2 protein-coding genes are annotated in these 2673 nt (G+C 46.5%); one reads left to right on the forward strand and one right to left on the reverse strand.

From position 1 onward, the window contains the following. Positions 1–1572 (forward strand): DUF8487 domain-containing protein (locus tag BHV83_RS00365; protein ID WP_502687949.1); only part of this gene is annotated, 1572 nt, incomplete at its 5' end. Between the two features lie 126 nt (positions 1573–1698). On the opposite strand, the gene BHV83_RS00370 is transcribed toward BHV83_RS00365, so the two are convergent. Further along, positions 1699–2484 carry a phosphatidylinositol-specific phospholipase C/glycerophosphodiester phosphodiesterase family protein gene (locus tag BHV83_RS00370; RefSeq protein WP_286755263.1) on the reverse strand — a complete coding sequence of 262 codons (786 nt, stop codon included), beginning with the start codon at positions 2482–2484 and terminating at the stop codon, positions 1699–1701. Between the last annotated feature and the right edge of the window lie 189 nt (positions 2485–2673).

Below are 2673 nucleotides of genomic sequence, written 5' to 3' on the forward strand. Positions count from 1 at the left end.
CTTGCCATGCTGATCCAGACCTTCAAAAAGGAGGATAACCGCCATATCTATGCTTCCGGTTCGAATAATTATTTAGGCTTTAAAGGAAAGCAGGCGGATGAAGATTATTTCACGACTTGCCGTGTCGGGCGTGAAGACGACAAGCAGTTCAACACCCATGCCCGTGCCTCTTTCTCATTTGCTGACGCTTATGACGGCGGGTATCTGAATCACACGTACCCGAATTCGGAGATGGATTTCTCGTCTGCCAATGCTTTGTGCGATGTTCCGATTATCAGCCACGAGACGGGGCAGTTCCAGGTATATCCGAATTATGAAGAGATCAAGAAATATACGGGTGTATTGAAGCCTCGCAATTTCGAAATCTTCAAGAAACGCTTGGAAGAGGCCGGTATGATCGACCAGGCGCATGACTTTATGATGGCTTCCGGTAAATGGTCGGCCCTGTTGTACCGGGCGGATATCGAGATGAACCTGCGTACGCCGGAATGGGGCGGTTTCCAGTTGCTCGATTTGCAGGATTATCCGGGACAGGGCTCAGCTTATGTCGGAATCTTGGATGCTTTTATGGAAAGTAAAGGGTTGATCGCGCCGGAAGAATGGCGGCATTTCTGTTCGGAAGTGGTTCCTCTGTTCTGCACGGAGAAGTTCTGTTGGACGAACGATGAGGCGCTCACCGGAGAGGTAGAGATCGCTAATTATTCCGAAAGTGATTTGAATGGCAAACAATTGTCTTGGGTATTGACCGACAGCAAACAACAGGTCTTGGACAAGGGTGTTTTACCTTTACAGGTCAAACAAGGAGAGCTGGCAAAGGTAGGCACATTGAAACCGGCTATCGCTTCTGTCCGGAAGGCTGAAAAAGTCACGCTCGCCTTGTCGATAGACGGCACTCCTTACCGGAATGATTATTCCCTTTGGATTTATCCGGCGGCTGATAAAGAGGTTGTACCATCTGAAGACATTTGTGTGACGGATGATTTAGATGCCCATCTGAAATACCTGACAGAGGGGGGCAAAGTCCTTTGGTTCCCTTCGAAAGACAAACATAAGGATCAAACGGTAGGCGGACTTTTCCAGACGGATTATTGGAATTACCGTATGTTCCGGACTATCTGCGAAAACTTGGACCGCCCAGTTTCTCCCGGTACATTGGGAATCTTGACTGATCCCGGCCACCCTGCATTGGCTGATTTCCCGACCGAGTTCCACACCAACTGGCAATGGTTCCCAATCATCAAGCAGAGCTACCCTATGATTCTGGATCGTCTGTCCGACGATTACCGGCCGATCGTGCAGGTAATCGACAATGTTGAACGCAACCATAAGTTGGGTCTGTTGTTTGAATTCAAGGTTGGGAACGGCAAACTCTTAGTTTGCATGTCTGATCTGAAAGCAGTACAGGACAAACCGGAAGCCCGGCAGTTCTACCGTAGCATTTTGGAATACATGGAATCCTCTGCTTTCGCTCCCTCTTACTCCTTATCTGCTAAGGATTTGCAAGACCTGTTTACGGCTAAGGTGAAAACGGGTGAGATGAAGAAGTTATTCAATATTTCGTCTTATAAGTAGTCCTGGTTTACTTATCTACATAGCATAAGAAAACATCGGAGTGCCTACTAATTCTGTAATCACTGACGCCGATTACAGAATTAGTAGACATTTAAAAAAGAATTATTCGGGATGAAAAAAGATTTTTTAGGGATTCTGTAAAATCAAACTCAACGCTTTTAAGTCGTCGGCCCCGATCAAATCCACCCCTTCTTTAATAAAAAGTTTCTTGAACAGTGGTGTGTCCGGTGCGCCCCACCAGCGGAACAGTTTGCCTTCCGCATGGGTTTGCCGGATATATTCTCGCACCTTTTCGAGCTTTTCAGCGGGAATCTCTCCCTGGCCTTTCCAGCCGATATATTTGGAATAATTATCGCTAATGACAGGCATTTGGGCGGCCGGAATGCCCTTCCCTAAATCTTCTATCGTACCGTCCAGAAAGATAAAACGGTTGGTTTCGGCGGCAATAGCTTTGCGGGGACTTCTCCCTGACAGGTAGAACAACACGGCACTTTCTTGCAGTTTCCCGTCCTTTTCATGACAGAAAAGAGATTCGTATGGTTTCAGTTTCTTTTTCAAGACGGGGTACATTGCTTCGCCGTCTGTCTTGCAATCGACCATCAGGTAAAACGGGCGGTCGCTGTCCGGATATACTTTGCCTCCGTTCTTTTTGATCCGTTCGACTAATGGCAAGAGATACAGTTTCTCGAATGTGATATCCGGGTTGGGGGCGACCGAATCGTGGGACACATACAGTTCGCCGTCGATTAGCCATAAATCCGCTTCCACACAATTGAATTGGAATGAAAGGGCATCGAATAGCGGACGGGGACGTTCATAATCGTTGTGTGAGAAAGCATTGTAATGAATTGTCTGGGCTTCGATAGAGCCGGATAACAGACTGATAAGCAGGATAATTACTTTTAGTTTCATATAGCAGATTCGTATTTGATAAGGCAAAGGTAAACAGTTTTATCCAATTCTCCGGGAATATTGTTTACATTTGCCCTGATCAATCTGATAAACCATGAATAGACGATTATTTTTTAAGAGATCATGCGCTGGGGCATTGCTTTTATCCTGTCCGGGCTTGTTGGCGCGGGAAAATGAAAAGAGACTGCG

Source organism: Parabacteroides sp. merdae-related_45_40 (assembly GCF_001915675.1).